The following is a 17,814-nucleotide window of genomic DNA, read 5'->3' on the forward strand; positions in this document are numbered from 1 at the left end:
GGAGCGGGTCTCCCACGCGGTCGCCGCCGCGCGGAGCCTGCCCTTCCCGTTCGTCATCACGGCACGTGCCGAGAACTGCTGATGAGCGGCCGGAGCCGAGATCCTATCGGCCGTGCAGCAGCCATTGTCCTCTCGACTTTATATCGAGTAGTTCCACTTCGTAGCGGACGTCGGAGTCGGGCGGAATGATGGGCGCACGGCCGTCGTGGCCGAACGCGTAGTCAGATGTGATGTCGAGCAGAGCCTTTTCGCCGAGCGACAGCTGGGGGAAACCCTCATCCCACCCCCTGAGCCCATAGAGCGGGGCGGTACCGATCACGTGGGCGTGCGGCCTGTCGCCCGGTCGATCATGGGACGAGTCGAACTTATCGCCGGGCTGCGGGTTGCCGCCGCCGATCCAGTCGTTCTTCCCGACAGTGAGGAAGGTGGCGACATAGTGAAACGCCACCTCGTCCCCCTTCTTGGGGAAGTTCTTACTGTCCCCCGGCGAAATGGTTTCAATCGTTACGCCCATGCGGCCAGCCTTTCCTCGCTGATGGACCACCCCGCGCGGCGGCCGCTCGGCCCTGGTAGAGCCGAGCAGCCCGGCGTCACGGACCGTCGCGCCCCACGCGGGCAGAAACGGGGATCTCCAAGAAGTATGTCAGTCGACCTACCTCCTGGACTCACGTTCGACCCTGCTCGCTCGACGGCCCTCGCGGCGGCCGATCAGCGGCCTATCTAGTGGCAACCGCCGAGAGACCAGCGCTTGACCGGTCGACTGTGGTTCTCCCGCCGCGCCCGACCTGGCCGCCGCCACACACCGCACCGGACACGAGCGATCATCACGTGATGATCGCCCACGAGAGAGCCGCAGCCACCGGTGGTCCGTCCAGCACGTGACGACCGACCTCGACCGCAGATGAGCGCCGCGCACCCCGCGCGAGCTTTCGCCACGCAGCGCCACCAGGCCCAGCCCGGCCAAGCCGCCGTACCAACTGACCTGCGAGCAACGACCGAGGAAGATCAATCAGCTCTACTTCCTTCGCCGTGTGCCCGCGCATGCGAAGCGCCATCAGCCCGAAAGCGTTCCATGTCAGGGCGTCGAGAAGCGACCACGCCACGACCACCCGGCCGGCGCCGTCGCGCGACGCCTGTGGCTACCCTTGCCTGGTGAGGTTCATCGCGGGAGCGGAGATCGACGAGGCCCGCCTGGCCGCGATCTGCGATCGGTACGGGATCGCCGAACTCCAGCTGTTCGGCTCTCAGGCGCGCGGCACCGCGACCGCCGACAGCGACATCGACATCCTGTACACCCTTCAGCCTGGCCGGCGTCTGGGCTGGGACATCGAGCAGCTCGCCGATGACCTCGCCGATCTGTTCGGCCGGCCCGTCGATCTGGTCTCCGTCCGCGGGCTCCACCCGTTGCTACGGTCGTCCGTCCTGGCTGAAGCACGGCCCGTGTATGCGGCGTGACGCCATCCTGCTCGGTAAGATGATCGAGGCAGCCGACCAGGCGCAGAGACTCACCGACGGAATCACCACCGGCGGCCTGGAGGCGGATCGGCAGCGCCAGGGAACAGCTACCCCAGTTTGCCGCCGACCTGCGCCGGGTTCTCGCCTCTGTCGGTGAGGGCACCTGAGCCCACGGAGGGCTGGAACGCGGCGGCCTGGCCATCTGCGACGATCGGCTCGTGGTCGCGGCCAAAGGATGGCGGAATCACAGTGATCGACTCCCATGGCAGCTCACGCCGCCGGTCGTTGGAATACGCGACCGTCGCGTAGGTGGTACCGATATCCGTGCTGACGCGATCGGCTCCGACGCCGCCGACGTCCGGGCCGTCTGGGACGACGCCGTCGCGGCCCCCGCGTGGGAGGGTCCACCGGTGTGGGTGCACGGCGACCTGCATCCCGCGAACGTCGTCATCGCGGACGGGAGGCTGGCGGGCGTTGTCGACTTCGGCGACCTGTTCGCCGCCGACCCGGCGTCGGACCTGGCGGCCGCCTGGGTGCTGCTGCCGGCGGCCGCGGCCGCACGCTTCTTCGCCGCATACGCGGCGGCTGACGAGGCGACGGCGAGCCAGTCGTCGAGTGCGGGGAGAACGGTGTCCTCGCGGACGTGGACGCTCAGGGGGCGGTTGGATGTGGTTGGCCAGGGCGTACTCCGGCGGGTACCGGCAGCGGTAATGGGCATGGCCGTGGTTCCAGTCGCCCTGCATTCGGCGGCCGCCCTGTTCGTGGTGAAGCAGGCTGCGTACCTGCCCTGCGATGCTGTTATGCCAGTCGAATGCGACTGAACGTATGGGTAGAATCGTTCCGGGCGGATACCATCACCGCCGCAGATCGGGGGACGTGATGGTGCACCCTGACGCGGGAGCGTACAGGTTCCAGGTTCGGCGGCATGGCCCGTCCCAGGTGTCAGTGCCGGATCCTTTCTCCCATCCCCGGTGCCTGTCCAGGTGTTGATGACGGCGGATCCCGGACCGCTCGGACAGGCGGCGCTCCTTCGGCGGGCGGATCTCGTGGGATAGGCGCTCGGTGCCAAGGGCACGGCTGCCCTCCCGTCATCGGCTCGCGCGTCCGACAGTCACAGGTATGAGAGGTGCGGTGAGGCTGCGGTGCGAGCCGGTATTTTCATCCTTTTTGTGCTGGCCTGTGGTGTGGTGGCGATCATCGTCTTGTGGCGCGCCGGTCAGGCGCGGCACGCTGGTCTGGCAGTGCCGGATGAGGCCGGCGCGCCCGAGCCGATGCGCATCCTGAAAGTGACCGTGGCTCATCCGATCGGGGCGGAGACGCTGCGGTCGGCGATCGAGGACGGGGTCGCCACCATGGCCGCGTCCTCCCTGCACCCGTGGCCATGGCCGCGGCGGCGCCGTCCGCCGCTGCGGGTCGCGGTGTTCACCGCCGCGGAGACGGCGGACGCACTTGGTGGGCATGGCAGCGTGCTGGGGGCGTTCGAGCCCTTGGCGGATGGTCGAGGCCAGGGCCGCTGGTTGCCGTTCGGAGGCAGGCGGGGCGGCAGGAGCGGCGGGGTGGTCGTTCCACGGGCCGTCATCGTGTCCTCCGGCCGAGCGATTGCACCCGACGAGATCTGGCTGATGGAGGTGGACGCCTCCTGGCAGCCGCCCGACCGCCGGCACACCGCCGCGCTACGGGCGGGCGAATCCCGGGCGGAGGAACCCGGAGCAGAGGAATCCCGGTCGGAAAATCCCCGGGTGGACGCATCGGGAGCGGAGCGACCGGGGGGCTCGGCCGACGTCAGGCGGACGTCCGCGCCGGGCCGGCCCCGCGCGCTGCTTCCGGCCGGCTCCGCGGAGCCCACCGGAGCCGGCCCGGTCGCTGCCGAGGGCCCGATCGGTCTGGCCCCGGAACCGGTGGCGCGGGTCGATCCGGCCCTCGAGGCCAGGCAGGCCCAGGACCGCGCCCGGGAGGCGGCACGCGCGGCGCTGCAGGGCGAGTTGGAACGGCTGGAGCGCAGGGCCGGCCTGCAGGCGAGGGTGCTGTCCACCGGTATGCGGGACGAGGCCGCCGGCCGGATGGCCGAGCGGCAGACGGCGTTGCCGCCCCCCGGCGGGCGGGACGAGGCCACCTCCCGCCCCACGCCGGAACAGGGCCGGCGACGGGATGCCGCGCACGCCGACCCGGCGGCACTCTCCGGCGCGGTGGCGCACCTCCCCGCCGCCGGCGAGCCCGTGGGGCGGCAGTCGGGGTCTACGCGGCGTCGGACGCCACCCTCGGCCGTGTGGCTGTATCGGCTGCCCGGCGTGCGCGACACCGAGCGCGGGGCCGGTCGGGAGGTGCTGGGCGGCCTGCCGGCCGCTGGCGGCGTCATCGGCCGGTCCGAACAGGCGTCCATCACCATTCGCGAGGACGCGGTCTCGAGCAGGCACGCGCGCATCACTCCTACGCCGAAGGGCTGGAGCATTCAGGATCTCGATTCCCGCAACGGCACGTATGTCAACGGCGAGCGGGTGGTGGAGACGGGTGCGCTGGCGAGTGGCGACGTGATCCGGCTCGGCATGTCGCTCTATCTGCAGTTCATTGTGGGCGACCTGCATCCGGACGACCACGTGGACAATCCTCGTGAGGTAAGGGGACGGGCGTAGTGTGGTCTCCGGACGACGAGGCGCACGGGCCGGAGTTGGATCCGGCCTCCCGCCACAAACACCTGCCGTCCTCTGACGCGCGGCGTTCGGACGGTCCCGACACCGAGCACGGCGAAGACGTGCCGTTGGTGACTCAGTTGCAGCAGGCTCCGCCGGACCGGCACCATGACCTTCACAATGACCGCCGCGCCAACGGTGACCGTTCCAGCCATAGTGACCGCCACGATGACCACTATCGTGGCGACGACGATTTTCGCGGAAACGGCGACCACCGCCACGACGATGACCGGTGGGGCGACCGGCGCCGTGACGGGCGTGACGATGGCGCCTCACGCTGGCCCGGAGGCTCGTTGCCCGACGAGGTGCCGGACCTCACGTCCGAGTTGACCGGCACGTGGCGCGCCACCCCGGCGGCCGGTGCCAGTGGACAGGCGGGCAGCGGCGTCGATCATGATGCGGCTACGGAGATCCCCTCTGGCCTGGGATTCGACGACCGCTCGGGCCACGGCGCCGCGGGTGACCCGGCCGGCGGTGCAACCCAGGCAGGCGAGGGAACGGGCGGGGCGCACCCACCTGCGGCGGGTGCCCGGCCGAGCGACGGCCAGGCAGGCGACGCGGCGTCCGACCGTCGGCATCGCCGCCGGCGTTCTCGCCGGTCACGAGCGCGGCGTTCGACGCCGCAACCATCACTCTGGTCGCCGTCGGCGATGCTGCTGCGGCTGGGCGGCATCGACCCCGCGCTGATCAACAACAGCGTGGACCGCACGCGGTACGTGACGGCGGCACTGGCGATGCTGCTGTACGGGACGTTCGCGACCGCCGGTTTCACGATCTTCCTGATGATCGCGACCGGAGGTGGGATCTGGCCCTGGGTGCTCGGTGGCATGCTGGTCGCCGCGGCGATCATGCTCTATGACCGAATGCTGCTCTCGTACGTCAACATCAACCTGGCCGGCCTGGAAGATTCGACAGCCGCGCCGCTCGGGCCGACCCGGGCGACCGGGTACATCGTGCGCATCATCATCGCCCTGGTCACCGCGGCGGTGGTCACGCATCCCCTGACGCTGAAAATGTTCCAGCACGAGATCGACGGCGCACTGACCAGGGTGCGGAGCGTCCAGTTGCAGAACAGCATCGACGCGGTGAACGCGGAGCGCCAGCAGCGTAAGAACGACCTCGGCACCCACATCCAGACCGACCGCGATCAGCTCGACACCGCGAACACCGATGTCAACACCACCGGGGCGGCGGTGGAGCGGGAGCGCTCCGGCCAGGGCCCGACCGGGCAGGTGGGCTGCGGCGACGAATGCGGACGACTGCTGGTCGCCTACAACGCCGCCGTGGCCCGCCAGAGCGCGGCGAACACACAGCTGACCAACGATCTTGCGCAGAAGGCCGCGAGCGAACGGACGATCGACGGCGAGCAGGACGGCAAGATCCGCGATCTGAAGGCACATCCACCGCAGGTCGGCGGCGTCCTGAACCAGGAGTCCGCCCTGTGGCAGGTACTGCTGCACAGCAAGGCCGCCATGGTGCGTTATCTGCTGGTGGTTGTCCTGTTCATCCTGCTCGACATCGCGGTCCTGCTGGTCAAGCTCTCCAGCCGAAACAGCCCCTACGAGCTGCTCATGGCCCGCCGGGTCCGCCGTGTGCTGCGGACGGACGGGTCGGTGAGCGTCCGGGATGAGGATGTGGAGCGCGACCGCCTGCTGCGGAACCTGGAGAACCGAGACAAGAAGGATGTTCGGCGGGCGGAGCGGGTCGATGCCGAGGACGAGGCCCGCCACCTGACCCGATTCCATGAGAGCGAGGCGGAGAGACGGGGTTTGGTGGACAAGGCGGCGCTCCGGGCGGCGGAGGATCAGCTTGCCTTCCAGACGCGCCACCGGCAGCTGACCTCGGACGCGGCCGTTGCCATGCTGCTGATCGACCTGGAGAACACGCGCAAGGTGGCGGAGGCACAGCGCGCGCACGAGCAGGCCATGGCCGCACTTGGTATCCCGATACCGCCGCGCGGGCCGACCGGCCCTACCGGGCAGATGCCGCCTCGGACGCCACCGCCGCGGGCCGACCTGGTTCCAGGCGAGATCCTCGGTAGCCGATGGCTACTCAAGGAGCGCAATCTCCCCAGGGGTGAGCGGGCCCAGGCGCCAAGCGAAATCTGGCTCGGGCGAGACATCACCGGTAGGCACAAGGGTGACGTCGTCGTGAAGACCACGGTGGTGCCGGATGACGCCAACGCGCGCCGGGCGCGGGAGCGGGCCCTGGCCGATATGCAGGTCGGGGAGCACAAGTACGTCGTGAAGATCCTCGACAGCGGCGACCAGCAGAATCTCCTCTGGATGGTGATGCCCTACTACGCCCTGGGCAGCCTGGCGCGGTACATGCCCAACGAGGTGCCGGTGCGGCCGCTGCGGCAGGTCCTGGCCGTGGTCGACCATGTGCTGGAGGCGTTGGAGAGCCAGCCCCGCAGGGCGCACGGAGACATCAAGGCGACCAACATCGTCGTGGAGGACACGGTGGAGCGGCAGGTCGATGATCTTCCGGTCTTCATCGACCTGCGGATCCGCGTGATCGACTGGGCCGTCTCCAAGCTGTGGACGGTGATGGCCGCACAGCTCGCCCCGACCGTGACCGGTTCGATGCTGTGGCGCTCTCCGGAGCAGCGGGTGAGCCGACGGCCGGATCCGCGTTCCGACCTCTACTCCGTGGGGTGCCTGCTCTACTGGCTGGTGTCCGGGATGCTCCCGTTCGAGAACGAGGTGTCGCCGTTCACCGAGACGGAGGTCGAGGCCGTCCAGAGCCGCGGCCAGCCACCGGAAGCCCTGGACAACCTGGTGCCGGGGACGCCGGTCTCGGTCGGGCGCTTCGCCACCCAGCTGTTGTCCTACCGGGCTGAGGACCGGATGCCGGGCGTACCGAACGGCGAGGTGCTGGCGGCGGCCCGCGACCGGGTCGGAGCCATCGCCGAGGAGGTCGCCCAGCTGATCCGGTACACCGCCGGGGAGATCATGGTGGGCGCTGCCCCGACCTCGGACGAAGGGGACGACGACTACACCGACGGCGGCGTGTGGGGGGCCCACAGGCATGCGCCCACCGGCCGGACGATGTCCGAGGACGATCGGCCCGAGCGCGGGTGACCCGCTGCCCGCCGTCCCAGCCCGCCGTCCCAGCCCGCCGACGGAGCGCGCGCACCTGTCAGCGGGCTGGATGCGGGGCCTGGCCCCCGGTCTCGGTCCCGGAGCAGCACGCCAGAGTGCTCAGGGACGCACGATGGGGGAGACGTCCGCGACGTCGGCGCTGCGCAGCCGGGCGTAGACGGCGTCGAAGGTCAGGCCGCCGACGAAGCCGATCGGCAGGACGTAGAACAGCAGCCTTCGGGCGCCGCTGCCGTCGAGCAGGTCGGGGGTGCCGGCGATCTGGGAGGCGACGAACAGCAGGAACGAGATCGCGCCGGCGGCGAGCCCCCGTACCCCGGCCTTGATCCACTCGCTGTTCTGCTCGTAGGAGTTGCGGATCAGCGCCCCGGACATGGCGGCGAGAATGGGTGCGGCGAGCAGCAGAGCGAGGCTGCCGCCACTGCCGGGCCGCGCCGCCCAGGCGACCGGGATGACCGCGATCGCGGCGAGCAGCAGCAACGCGGCGACCAGCAGGCTGATGGACGATCGGCGGGCGGTGCGGCGCTGCGCGGCCTGTTCGGCGGCGGCCCGGGCCGCGCGGCGTTCCGCCTGGGCGGACAGACCGGCGACCAGTCGGCGTGCTGACGTGTCCGACCACTGCGCCGCCATCTCCCGCAGTTCGTCCTCGGTGGCCTCGCCACTGTCCCCGTGCATCTCCCGCCACACCATGGACGCGCCGCCGCCGAACTGGGCCGCGACGATCATCGGTTTGCCGAGGGTGAGCGCGATCATTCCGGCGACGACGGTCGACCGGCCGCCGCCGATGAGCAGCAGGCCGTCCGCGTTCGTCAACGAACGCAGGAACGGCACATCCCAGGATGAGGCATCCTGGGGCTGTATCTGGAACAGTTCCGGTTTCTGCTCCATCTCTGGAAACTCGACCGGTTTGTGCAGGGGAAGCCGCACGTGGATGGACCGGTCCGGGGCCGGTCCGGCCGCGACATAACCGCGCACAACATGGGCCTCGACGAACTTCGGCCGGCTGTCGTACACCAGCAGGTCGCAGCCGGCCATGGCCAGCTCGCGGCCGAGATCGGCGCAGGCCCGCTGGCCACGCTCGACGTCGGTGACCGCCGGCCGGAACGCCTGGCCGTCCACGAGGCTGCCGATGACGGCGATGAGTGGCCTCAACGCTCTCCTCCGTCGAAGGTGTCGATCAGGATGTCGACCCGCGCGACGGTCTCGGCCACGTCAGCCAGGGTCCCCTGGACGTCGGCAGCCAGCTCGCCGTCGTGCGGTAGCCCGCCGCTGTCCGGTGCACGGTCATCCGGCGTGTAGGCCAGGAGCTGGTTGACCAGGCGACCGAACGCTTCCGGGACTGCCGGCAGCAGACTGTGCAGCGGTTCGGGTTCGCGGCCGTTGCGTTGCAGGCCTTCGATGCGTTCGACGGTGAAATCGGCCTCGCCCAGTTCGACGGCGAACGGCAGTTGCCCGCTGCATGCCCAGTACAGCAGGACGCCCAGACCGTACAGGTCGGTGCGGGCGTCGATCGGCCTTCCGCGGCGCTGCTCGGGGCTCCACCACAGCCGGCGCAGATCGTCTCGGCGCGGGTCGTCAAGGGCGTTGCACAGCCAGACCTCGCCCCAGTCGACGAGCCGGACGGGTAGCTCGCCGGGCGCTGCCTGGCCGGCGTAGCGGCCGGCGAGCGAGGTGCCCAAAGGATTGGTCGGGTCGAGCAGGATGTTCGAGGGATGGAGGTCGCCGTGCGGGACGACGCCCGTCCTGGCCGCGACCGTCAGCGCCGAGAGGACACAACCGCCGAGCGCACAGATCTGCCGCAGCGAGCGCCGGGGCCGGTCACGGTAGTAGCTGGCGAGGCTGCCTCCGGTGTAGAGGGGGATGACCGACCACAGGGAGTCCGAGGGGTCCCACCCGCGGTCGAGGATCTCGCTGACGTACTGGCTGATCAGGTGGACGTCCATTGCCGCCCAGGCGGAACGGATCAGATCGGCGCGTTGTTCGCTGGCCACGGCGGCATCGATGATCTTCATGACGGTCGGCGGCTGCATGCCTCGGGTGTCGGCGCTGCGCCAGACCTGCACATGGGCGCGGTGGGGCGCAGCGGACAGCCGGTCGATGATCTGCCAGCGGCCACCGATGATGTCGCCGTGCCGGCGGCCGGGCCGGTTGCCGGCACGGCCGCCGGAGGCCGCGCGCCGCCGGGAGATCAGGTCCGCGTCGGTCGCGATGCCAGCATCGGCCGCCACAGCGGCGTGCTCCGTCGTGCTGGCGTCGTCCTCGGCCGAAAGGCCAGATGCTGTGCCGGCTGTGCCGGCGTCGGCGTCCGTCTCAGCGCCGACATACCTGCCCCAGCCAGGGTCTTCGCCCACCGACGGTGGCGCCGCAACGCGGAAGTGCACGGTACGGCCTAGGCCGAGGATGTCACCAGGATGCAACGGCGAGCGCAGCACCCGCGCGCCGTTGACGAACGTGCCGTTGAGGGAGGCGAGGTCGCGGACCAGCCAGCCGCGATCGGCCGTCGGGACGATCTGGCAGTGCGGGCGGGAGATCTCCGGCTGCGGTATGACCAGGGTGAGCAGGTGAGAACCGTCGATCGGCTCCCGGCTGAGCTGCCCGCCGTCCGCGGGCACCGCCACCGGTTCCCCGCGGGCGGCGCCGGAACCGGCTGCTTCGGGGTGCAGGAGGAGCGCGGGGATCAGGTCCGATCTGGGCGCGGGGCCCGGCCCGAGCAAAAGCATGATCCGCTCGCGCGGGTCACCGGGATCCCGGCAGAGAAACCGCAGTCGGCGCAGGTCTGCCTGCCGGGACAGACGGGCGTGCACGGCATCGCGCAGCGTAGCCGGATCCGGCGGCCAGTAGGTTGTGGGATCCGCCTCGAGGACGTCGAGCAGCGCGGTGGAGAAGTCGTCCTGGCCGGCCCGCGGGGCCGTAGCGCCGAACCGGGGCCCGCCGCTGGCCGGGTCGATCGCGACCAGGCTGGAGACCAGCCGGTTACGCACCTTCGTGCCGTGGCCGAGCGACTCGTGCGGAAGGCGGTCGGCAGGGTCGTCGCCCTCGGCCAGGTCGAGGACGTCCGTGAAATCGGTGCCGCGCAGATCGACGGTGAGCAGGACCTGCCGGGCCGAGGGCAGCGAGGTCGTGCGGACGGTCCGGATGAAATCCTCGAGGTCGAGGCTGACCTCGTCGTCGCGGGTGGCGTCGGCGTAGAACAGCCGCTGCGCGTAACCGGCGGAATCGGTGACGCCGGGCCCGACCCAGAACAGCCAGACGACACCGATGTCGCCGGCGGACCGCAATGACCGCACCGTGCGCCGGAATGCCTCCCGGCTGGCTGGCTGGGGGACGATCCCCAGGTCCTCGAGCTGCGCCGCGTTGCGCGACAGTGGGCTGCACAGCACGGTGATGTCGCGGTCCGGCGCGCCGCGGGAGCGCAACCAGCGGACGAACCGGGCGACTCGGGCGGCCGCGCCGTCGACGCGGACGATGCCCGGCAGGTCGGTGCGCTCCACGCCCACGACGATGACGATCTGCCGCCCTGCGGCGGCTGGCAGCTGAGGAACGGGCACCGCCGGCAGCCGCACCCGGTCGTCGGCCACGGGCCGCTCGCCCGCTCCCGCGGCCGCGTCGAGCTCCGGGCCGCCGTCCGCGGCTGGCACGATCACCAGGGTGGGGCCGACCGTGCGAACCTGGTAGGGATCGCCGTCCTGGATGTCGCGGCAGAAGCCGACGACCCGCTCGCCGTCGGCGACCACCGCGCCGCGCAGGTCTCCTGCGGACCAGCCGGGCTGGCGCGGCCGTTGGATTTCCAGGTCGAGTCCGGCCGGTCCGGCTGAGCCGACCACCCGGGCGGGAAGTACGACATGCCGCCCGGGTTCCGGCGCGGCCAGCACCAGTACCCGGGAGCCGGGTCCCGGCGGGCGACCACCGTAGGCGAACGGTCGCGCGTCGCCCGGCGGCCGGACATCATGCAGGACCATCAGCTCCCCGCCGCTGCCCGGATCAGGGGTGAGTCGGCCGGGGATCTCCCACTGCCACGGGTAGCTGCGGCGCAGCCGCACCTGCCGCCGCGCCCGGTCTCCCGGCGGGGCCAGCACCACCACCTGCTTTCCCCGCACAAAACAGGCCGGTGCCACCGGCGTCTGCTCGTCCACCCAGCGCATTTCGGCGCAGGCGGCGCGCAGTCGGGCCACCTCAGAGCTGGTCGGGGCCTCGACCTCCCCCAGGTAAGGCCCGCCGCGTCCCGGTTCCGCTCGGCCTGGTTCCGTCATCGGGCCGGGTAGCTCGTACACGGCGCCGCGCAGGGTACGCAGTCCGACGACCGCCGGCCGCGGGCCAGGTGGATCGGCGCCGGGTGCGGCCCAGCCGGCCGGTTCCGCGTCGGTCAGTGGGATTCTGGCCTCGTCGTCGCCGGTGAGGTGGATGGTCAGTTCCCGCCAGCCGGTGGGGGAGTCCCAGAACGCGGTCAGAATGACCGGGTCGGTGTCAGGAACCTCGATGTACTCCGCGCTGTGTCGCATCCCGTAGAAGATCAGGCTGCCGTTGCTGTACTGCACCGGCACCACGATGTCGGACAGCTCCGTAAGCACCGGGGCAACGTCGAGCCGGCCCGGTGGCGGCGCGCTGCCGGTCGGCTGCGGCAGCTGCAGGTGGCGGTGAGCGAGCTGGTCCAGCAGCCAGGCACTGACGGTCCGGCGGACCTCCCGCGGCATCCGCGGCAGGGTCTGGGTCGCCCAGCGGGCGACGGCCGTCCGCGACATCCGGTTGTCCGGGTCCAGTCCGGCAGCCGGCTGCCGGCTGCCGGCCGCACGGTCGGGCGGCGCACCGCCGTCCTCCGTCAGGGTGCGCACCGCGTCCGCGAGGATCTCGTCGATCCGCGCTGCCGGATGCTCGTAGGCGACGAGCGCCCAGGCGATCTTCTCCTCGATCCGGACGGTCGGGCTCGACTCCTCGTGCAGCTGTTGGATGAGCGACCAGGCCCGTACCGGCCGGCTGTCCGTGCGGCCGCCCTGAGGGCCGCCGCCCTGGGCGCGCAGACGTTGGCACAGCCGGGAGCGGAGTGTGAGGAGAACATCGAAGCGCAGGGTGATTGTGTGACTGCCGCGACGGGAGACAAGCGAGCTGAACCACAGGTCGTGTTCGTCGCCGACGCTCAGCTCGGGCAGCACGTCCAGCCTAAGCTGACGGATGAGCGCCATCTCGATTTCGACCGCCGGTGACAGCAGCGTCGCCAGTTCCACCACGGCAGGTGGCGTGACGCCCAGGATGCGCTCCACCACCGGTGAGGTCGGCGTTCCGAGGCCCGCCAGCAAAGCCGACTTTCCCGCGGAGGACCCTCCGGCCAACCCGATGGCGACTGTGTCCGACGACCCGACTGTTTTCGGCGAACCGTAAGAATGTGTCGACCCTTCTGGATCAGCCATTGTTTTCCCCCGTAGCCCCGCGCGATGTTCGGTTGGTCTGCAGTAGGGCGTGCAGCTCCGCCATCGTCACGGAGCGATCCCAGGCACAGACCGTGAGCCCCTGGATGGCGGGCAGGTGTCGCCAACGCTCGGCCGGCAACGGAACGAGCAGAACGACCGGCACCCCCAGGGCGGTCATCTGGTCGGCGAACTGGCGCCACGCGCGGGCTGCAGCCGGACTCTGCTTCGGGTGAAGCTCCCACTGCCGTGCGGACGTTGTTCGGGGTGCTGCTGTCCGGCTGGGCGGTGTCCGGGCGGGATTGATCGGGCCGCCGAGGCCCAGGTCGGACGTGACGATGACGGCTGTGTCGGTTCCAGGTGGCTCCAGCGCGCGGCCCTGCGGGTGGGTCCGGTCGCCGGTGAGACGGTTCGGGTCGCCGGCGAACACCAGGACGTCGACCCGGTCGGCGCCGACGGCCCGTTCCGCCGCCTCGATGAGGTCCTGCTGGTCGGTGACGAACGGGTGCATGCCGAGGCTGGTGTCGGTCAGCATCCACACCCGGGTGGCCGGAGCCAGGTGCGATACTCGGGGCAGTGGTGTAGGCAGCCGCCGGCGGGCGAGCTCGTTGACGATGACCGGTAGGTCGAGATCCTGGCCGAGCCGGGCGAGCCGGGCCATCTCGTCAACCATGGCGTCGCCGAGTTCCGGATGAAGCAGCGGCCGCGGCCAGCGAAGTCCGGGCAGCTGGGTCGCACCGGGAAGCGGCTCGGAGGTGGACAGCCATGTCGGCCCGTCGGTGATCTCCCACCAAGACGGTCGCAGCAGGGCACGGTCGGCGGGCAGACCGTCTGCGGTCAGACGGTCGGCGGGCGGGCCCCGTCGGTGGCTCTGCCGCGTCGGCACGGACACCGGCCCGCCCGCAACCGGCGCACCGCCCGCGGCTCGTGACGGGGCAGCGTCGTCATCGTCCGGTTCGGTCCACGGCGCCGGTAGCGTCGAGGAGAACACCGCCTGCGGTGGCAGGCCGCCCGCAGGGTCGGCCGTCAGGCCGAGAACGCGGGCGGCCAAGGCGGCCTGGGCGTCGTCGACGGGCTGCAGGGCGCGTAGTGCCCGGGCCAGGTCGCCCACGCCATTGTCGGGAATTCTCACCGCGCCTCACCACCGGGGTCGTCCTGCGGAATGCTCAGCACAGCCCGCCGCATGACCTGCCATTCCGGGCTGTCGACCTTGATGCCGAGCTGCTTGCAGGCGACGACCGCGTCGAGATATTCGGCGGTACTCGGCTTACGTCCGGAGCGGCCCGAATCCCCCATCTCCTCCCGCCGCCGGTGCACCTCCTGGGCCAGCTGCACGCACAACTGGTGCAGGTCACCGTCGAGTTCCCCTTCGGGCCCGACCAGGTGCCGGCGGGCAATGTCGACATAGTCGCTGACGTGCTCGGGAACCCGCAGCGTATGGACAACGCACCGGCGCCGGAATGCGTCGCTGGGCGGAAGGTCGTCGTTGGAGGCGAGCACGATGAGCAGCTGACCGCGGTTCTTCGGCGGGCCGATCCGGGCGTTGGTTTCGCTGACCTGGAAGGTCAGGGAGCCGAACGGCACGAGCAGGGCGTCGAGCACGTCGGCGGACGCCTTGCCGATCTCGTCGGCCAGCAGTACCGCACCCTGGCCGGCCCGGCCGTCGTTGTACGCCCCGTGCGGTTCGGCGGGGGAGACATGCGGCTCTCCGTCGGCCAAGCCGCGCCGCACGGCGGAGGCGCGGTCGAGTGCCCACCAGAGCACGCCAGGTTCGATGTAGTCGGCGTCCCGCAGCTCCTCACTGGACCTGTTCTGGGCATCGGCCAGCTTACGGACCGCGTCGAAGGTCCACAGCAGGTCCCGAGCCTCGGTTCGCCGGGTCATGACGTGCTCGTAGTAGCGCCAGCCCAGATTGCGCGCCACGTAGGGCGCGAAGGCCGATTTCCCGGCGCCGGACTCGCCGAGCAGCAGCAGCGGTCGGCCGGTCGCAATCGCTATCTTGACCACCGTGCGCAGATCCTCGTCGTGCCGGTAGACGAGGCCGTCGCGACGATCCCCCATCGGCAGTTCCATCGCATCGTCAGGACGAGGTGCGTCCTGCATGCGGTCGATACGCCTGAGAATGTCGTCCACGCCTACCACCCTTCAATTGGCGCGGGCCTCTGAATATTTCCTGTCAAGGATCTTATCCAGGCCACGGTTGATTCTGTACATCGATTCCGGAAGTTCGTCGGCTAAGATTGCTGGTGCTTCGGGTGTGTCCACTGGTTTCGCGTACGGCGCGTTCCTGTCCGGGTCGTGTCCTGGTTGCTGCGGGTCATGGAGGACAACTGCCGTGACGTTTCGCCATCGTTCGACTATTGCCTGTAATGCCTCTCGTTGGATGTCGAGGGGCATGTTCGGGGGAAGCAGTACGAAGTGCGGCCCTGGGTCACCCCTGCCCGCCGTGTCGTTCAGCGGTGGAGTGCGGGGGGCGATGCGGCGCTGACCAACTCCCCGGACCTTCTGGCCGATCTGGTCCATCTGGTCGATCCGCTCGAAGGCACCCGCCGCCCATGGGTGGCTGACGAATCCGGTGCTGCGCAGATATTTGTCGGTCTCGGCCGCCGCATATTCGGGTTCGAGCTCCGGCCAGGCGGGAAGGTCCGCAATCTGGATTTTGTCACTGTCGTGCATCGCTCGCCGAATGCAGTGCTTCGCATGCTGTGGGTCCGCGACCTCGATGGTGACGACCCGGGCGGCGTCCGGCCCCGCCGACGCGGCCCGGATCTTCTCGGCGACCGGATGGGTGACCCACAGCGGCCGCAGTTCGTACACAAGGGCGGCAGTGTCAGGATACGGGGCATCACGATGGGGCAGGTTACGCAGGGCATCGCTGAGCGCTAGAACAATCTCGGCGTCCAGCCCCTGGTCGAACATTCGCCGGGTCAGCAGCTCCGCCTTCGCCGGCAGGGGTAGCCGGTGGGCATCCTGCGACAGGTCGTCGAGATGGTTGATGACGTGCGACGCCAGCCTGCTCCGCCGCAGCAGCCCGTCGACGGATGCCTGCCAACGACCCTCGTCGGTCGGCGGGTAGGAGGTCGGCTGAAGGCTTCTGAGTCCTTGCCGGACCCCGTTGACCACGACGTCGATCCGCTTGGCGGCATCGGCATCGGCGTCGTGCGGCTCCTTGACCAGCTGAATCACGGGCAGGCTGGCCAGGCTGTGTGACTTTGCGAACGTCCAGCCGTTGAGATCGGGCGCGACGCTGCGGTCGATGGGTTCCTCGCCGAGCGACGCGACCCCGAAGGCGCGGGCGCCTCGAATGTCCTTCACCTCGAGTGGCTTCAGCAGCACCGAGATGAGCCGGAAGTTTCTGTCGGTGCTGGCACGGTTGAACAGCACCGCCGTCTCATAGTGCAGGAATCCCGAACCCAAAGCGTTCTGGTTGAGCAGGACCACCGCCGCGTCGCAGGATGCCATCGCAGAGTCGAGTTCCTGATGCCAGCGGTCACCCGGCTCGAGGACATCCTTGTCGATCCACGCCGTGGCCTTCAGCTCACGATTGATCATGCGGCGAAGGGCGTTGCGGACGTTGAGCGCGTGCAGGTCGGCGCCGAGCTCGCCGTCCCTGCAGCTGTGGCTGATGAACACGACGCAGCCGGTCCCCGTCATGCGGCCCGGCTCCGGTCCGGGCACGGCCGGAGCCACCGGCCTCGGCGGCTGGTGCATGGGCGCGATGTCATGGCGGAGCCGTCACGAGGTCCGGTCGGCGGCGGAAGAGACATCTGATGCCCACAGGGGAACCGGACGCATGAGGGCGATCTGGCCTGCGGTGCCGAGGGCGACGGCCCGGGCGACATCGGCGTAGCTGACCGAGCCGGTGCGCAGCAGGAAGCGCAGCAGGGACTCTGTCACCGACGTCTGGCGTTCGTCCGCCGGTGGCTGCCAGCGGCCGTCCCGCACCGCCGTCTGCCACAGCCGCTCGAGCCGGTGCCGCAGTGTGTTGTAGCGCCCGGGCAGATCGGTCGACTTGCGGATGCGCGGCTCGGCCCGTGCCGGAAAGTCGAAGAACTCGGCGAATACGGCCAGCACTGCCTCGAGCTGTGACGCCTCGACGTGGATGCGGCTCTCGTCCGGCATGGTCCGCCACTCACCGGCGGTGACGGCGGCCGGCCAAACGCCGGCCGGGTTTACCAGCGCGACCCGCCAGACAGGACTGTGGGCCAGCCAGAACGTCACGAGTGGCCGCTCGATCAGTTCCCCGTCGGGATGCCGGGTGACGGACTCGGCCCGGCCGGCCTGCCCCCAGCCCTGCCAGCGGATGGGAGGCGTGCCGACGTTGCGTACCCGAACCCCGACGTCGGTGTGCCAGAGCAGCAGATGACTGCGGGACAGCCCGCTGGCCGCCGAGGCGGTCAGCGCCACCGTGCGGTGGGTGCCACGCGGCCTGCTCTGCGGACGGTCTGTGACCTGCTCGTAGTCGGGGCGGCGGCCGGCGAGCAGCGCGTCCCCGGGAGCCAGGGCGGCGGCGATGGGCGCGCGTTGTTGCCCGACGCATTCGAATCTGAGCTCAACAGATGTCGACATGACCGCCCCCGTCAGGTCTGGATATCGGCGCTGGTGTTACCGGTCGGTGGGCGCGCCGGCGCGCGCCATGAGGATCAGAACGGCGCGAGGACGTCGATCTCGTACCTGGCCACGGTGACCCGGGAACCGACCGGCACAGTCACGGAGTTACTGATCTGCGGATGGACGTGGCCGGGTGGCTGATAGCGGATTCCGCCGCCAGCACTGTCCTGGATGGCCACCGACCGGTCGGACAGCCGCCTGATGACGTACTGGTACGGCTCGAGGTCGGGGACGGTCAGGGTGCAGTTCGGATCGCTGCCGATCCACATCAGGCCGGTCGGGGCGGCCAACAGGTGGTGGAGCGGGACGAGTAGCCCGCTGCCCATCCTGCGGATGGGACTGAGCCGGATCAGGATGTTGCCGTCCTCGACTCGGCCAGGTTCCGTCATGGCCCCTCCCGCTGAACGCCCGGTGCGCTCACATGTCAGCTGACTCGCAGCCGCCCGCTCCCGGCTAATCAGCACGATTGTCCGAAAAGCTCGGGCGTGGGGGGGGGGGGGGGGGGGGGGGGGGGGGGGGGGGGGGGGGGGGGGGGGGGGGGGGGGGGGGGGGGGGGGGGGG

At 70.3% G+C, this 17,814-nt stretch carries 13 protein-coding genes; 4 read left to right on the plus strand and 9 right to left on the minus strand.

Going from position 1 to position 17,814, the window contains the following annotated elements; genetic code table 11:
- Positions 1 to 103: 103 nt before the first annotated feature.
- The gene (locus tag MXD95_RS08115; protein ID WP_250639926.1) at positions 104 to 514 is read right to left on the minus strand and encodes an FKBP-type peptidyl-prolyl cis-trans isomerase; all 411 of its coding nucleotides are present in this window, start codon (positions 512 to 514) and stop codon (positions 104 to 106) included.
- 638 nt (positions 515 to 1,152) lie between these two features.
- On the opposite strand from MXD95_RS08115, the gene MXD95_RS08120 reads away from it, so the two are divergent.
- Positions 1,153 to 1,455, plus strand: coding sequence for a nucleotidyltransferase family protein (locus tag MXD95_RS08120; protein ID WP_250639927.1), 303 nt, complete (start codon positions 1,153 to 1,155; stop codon positions 1,453 to 1,455).
- A 107-nt stretch (positions 1,456 to 1,562) separates the two neighbouring features.
- Here the strand turns inward: MXD95_RS08120 and MXD95_RS28865 are convergent, their stop codons facing one another.
- Positions 1,563 to 1,889, minus strand: coding sequence for a hypothetical protein (locus tag MXD95_RS28865; protein WP_250639928.1), 327 nt, complete (start codon positions 1,887 to 1,889; stop codon positions 1,563 to 1,565).
- Here MXD95_RS28865 and MXD95_RS29570 point away from each other — a divergent pair.
- The 3 genes from MXD95_RS29570 (at position 1,866) to MXD95_RS08140 (ending at position 7,225) form a co-directional block, all read left to right on the plus strand.
- Complete coding sequence (locus tag MXD95_RS29570; protein WP_250639929.1) at positions 1,866 to 2,276, plus strand: phosphotransferase; 411 nt, start codon at positions 1,866 to 1,868, stop codon at positions 2,274 to 2,276. The two genes, MXD95_RS28865 and MXD95_RS29570, sit on opposite strands and share 24 nt — an antisense overlap.
- 321 nt (positions 2,277 to 2,597) lie before the next feature.
- Positions 2,598 to 4,085: an FHA domain-containing protein gene (locus MXD95_RS28870; protein ID WP_250639930.1), complete on the plus strand. Its 1,488-nt coding sequence runs from the start codon at positions 2,598 to 2,600 to the stop codon at positions 4,083 to 4,085.
- A gap of 128 nt (positions 4,086 to 4,213) precedes the next feature.
- Entirely contained in the window at positions 4,214 to 7,225 is a 3,012-nt protein-coding gene (locus MXD95_RS08140; RefSeq protein ID WP_250639931.1) for a DUF4407 domain-containing protein, read from the plus strand.
- A gap of 120 nt (positions 7,226 to 7,345) precedes the next feature.
- On the opposite strand, the gene MXD95_RS08145 is transcribed toward MXD95_RS08140, so the two are convergent.
- From MXD95_RS08145 to MXD95_RS08175, 7 genes are all read right to left on the minus strand, one after another.
- The gene (locus MXD95_RS08145; RefSeq protein WP_250639932.1) at positions 7,346 to 8,395 is read right to left on the minus strand and encodes a hypothetical protein; all 1,050 of its coding nucleotides are present in this window, start codon (positions 8,393 to 8,395) and stop codon (positions 7,346 to 7,348) included.
- Positions 8,392 to 12,501 (minus strand): FHA domain-containing protein, encoded by a 4,110-nt coding sequence (locus MXD95_RS28875; protein ID WP_250639933.1) that lies wholly within the window; start codon positions 12,499 to 12,501, stop codon positions 8,392 to 8,394. The genes MXD95_RS08145 and MXD95_RS28875 overlap by 4 nt, the downstream gene beginning before the upstream one ends.
- 136 nt (positions 12,502 to 12,637) lie before the next feature.
- Positions 12,638 to 13,774, minus strand: coding sequence for a hypothetical protein (locus MXD95_RS08155; protein WP_250639934.1), 1,137 nt, complete (start codon positions 13,772 to 13,774; stop codon positions 12,638 to 12,640).
- Positions 13,771 to 14,775: an AAA family ATPase gene (locus tag MXD95_RS08160; RefSeq protein ID WP_250639935.1), complete on the minus strand. Its 1,005-nt coding sequence runs from the start codon at positions 14,773 to 14,775 to the stop codon at positions 13,771 to 13,773. The genes MXD95_RS08155 and MXD95_RS08160 overlap by 4 nt, the downstream gene beginning before the upstream one ends.
- A gap of 12 nt (positions 14,776 to 14,787) precedes the next feature.
- Positions 14,788 to 16,275, minus strand: coding sequence for a toll/interleukin-1 receptor domain-containing protein (locus tag MXD95_RS08165; protein WP_250639936.1), 1,488 nt, complete (start codon positions 16,273 to 16,275; stop codon positions 14,788 to 14,790).
- A 102-nt stretch (positions 16,276 to 16,377) separates the two neighbouring features.
- The gene (locus MXD95_RS08170; protein ID WP_250639937.1) at positions 16,378 to 17,211 is read right to left on the minus strand and encodes a hypothetical protein; all 834 of its coding nucleotides are present in this window, start codon (positions 17,209 to 17,211) and stop codon (positions 16,378 to 16,380) included.
- 74 nt (positions 17,212 to 17,285) lie between these two features.
- Entirely contained in the window at positions 17,286 to 17,642 is a 357-nt protein-coding gene (locus MXD95_RS08175) for a hypothetical protein (protein ID WP_250639938.1), read from the minus strand.
- Between the last annotated feature and the right edge of the window lie 172 nt (positions 17,643 to 17,814).

It is taken from the genome of Frankia sp. AiPa1, assembly GCF_023243075.1.
Lineage (GTDB): Bacteria > Actinomycetota > Actinomycetes > Frankiales > Frankiaceae > Frankia.

Coding starts and splice junctions, on each gene's coding strand:
- MXD95_RS08115 (WP_250639926.1), bottom strand. CDS start 514: ATGGGCGTAACGATTGAAACCATTTCGCCGGGGGACAGTAAGAACTTC.
- MXD95_RS28865 (WP_250639928.1), bottom strand. CDS start 1,889: ATGCAGGTCGCCGTGCACCCACACCGGTGGACCCTCCCACGCGGGGGC.
- MXD95_RS08170 (WP_250639937.1), bottom strand. CDS start 17,211: ATGTCGACATCTGTTGAGCTCAGATTCGAATGCGTCGGGCAACAACGC.
- MXD95_RS08175 (WP_250639938.1), bottom strand. CDS start 17,642: ATGACGGAACCTGGCCGAGTCGAGGACGGCAACATCCTGATCCGGCTC.